The organism is Candidatus Kryptonium sp. (genome assembly GCA_025060635.1).
Taxonomy (GTDB): domain Bacteria; phylum Bacteroidota; class Ignavibacteria; order Kryptoniales; family Kryptoniaceae; genus Kryptonium.
This window is the reverse complement of record JANXBN010000086.1, coordinates 1-920: the sequence shown is the minus strand read 5'-3', so window position 1 is coordinate 920 and position 920 is coordinate 1. Positions and strand designations below refer to the sequence as shown.

3 protein-coding genes are annotated in these 920 nt (G+C 32.4%); 1 reads left to right on the top strand and 2 read right to left on the bottom strand.

The window, feature by feature from the left end:
* Positions 1-319: 319 nt before the first annotated feature.
* Both NZ923_10690 and NZ923_10685 read right to left on the bottom strand, forming a co-directional pair.
* Positions 320-442 carry a hypothetical protein gene (locus tag NZ923_10690; protein MCS7230477.1) on the bottom strand — a complete coding sequence of 41 codons (123 nt, stop codon included), beginning with the start codon at positions 440-442 and terminating at the stop codon, positions 320-322.
* Positions 397-525 (bottom strand): hypothetical protein, encoded by a 129-nt coding sequence (locus NZ923_10685; protein MCS7230476.1) that lies wholly within the window; start codon positions 523-525, stop codon positions 397-399. The genes NZ923_10690 and NZ923_10685 overlap by 46 nt, the downstream gene beginning before the upstream one ends.
* 142 nt (positions 526-667) lie before the next feature.
* Between NZ923_10685 and NZ923_10680 the strand changes: the two genes are divergently transcribed.
* Positions 668-838 (top strand): hypothetical protein, encoded by a 171-nt coding sequence (locus tag NZ923_10680; GenBank protein MCS7230475.1) that lies wholly within the window; start codon positions 668-670, stop codon positions 836-838.
* Positions 839-920: the final 82 nt, after the last annotated feature.

Here is a 920-nt window from a genome sequence, read left to right as displayed (position 1 = left end):
AAACCACAACAATTCGCTTGCTACCGTACGTTTTTTTACCTTCTGCTTCCTTCCGTCTCTTATCTTTTTGACTTTCAATTATTTTTTTACTTTATTTACTTTTTAATTTCGCTGTTTTAATAATTTTATTGATTTTCAATCTTTTTGATTTGACTTGTTAAATGATTAAGCTTTTAATGTTTTTCAAGTTTTTCTCTTGTTTTGTGTTTTGCTCTTAAACATTTGTTTGTCAATTCTATTTTTTTTCGGGGTTTATAATAGTGTTTTTCTTGATTTTGTTTTCCTGCGCTCAATTTTGTTAACATTTTAACTATTTTGTTTAAAACACGCAAGTATCAAATTTTGTTTGAATTGCACCTGTGAGAGATTGAAACTTTAGTTCAACCGTTTGCCAATTTATGCTAAAAGGTGTTTGAATCGCACCTGTGAGGGATTGAAACAAAATTTTAACACTTCCAAATCCAGTTTTCCTGCCTGTTTGAATCGCACCTGTGAGGGATTGAAACTTTTATGCCTCAATCTCAATAAGAACCAATCCCTTGAATCGCATCAATTTCTGTTTAAAACGCATAAATGCAAGCGCAAAAATTTATTATCGTTTATTCAAATTTAAACATTAACAGCCTTAACAACTTCGCTTGCCAGCCACAAGTAAGTTAGTTTTAAAATGTTATTAGCAATTTGTTTCGTTTTATTTGTGTCCTTGTTTCAAAACTCATTTTCAAAACCACGCCCGAAAAATCACAAACCGAGTTATTTTTGTAGCAACAACAATCCTTTTAAAATAATCGCTCGCACGCGCGGTTTCAATCCCTCACAGGTGCGATTCAAACTTTAGTGTAGGACAAAGAAAGCCGGAAGATTATAGAGTTTCAATCCCTCACAGGTGCGATTCAAACGAAAATATGTATTCATAGAGT

Bases quoted from the DNA above. Each gene is read 5' to 3' on its own strand.
- NZ923_10680 (MCS7230475.1), top strand. From the start codon at position 668: ATGTTATTAGCAATTTGTTTCGTTTTATTTGTGTCCTTGTTTCAAAAC.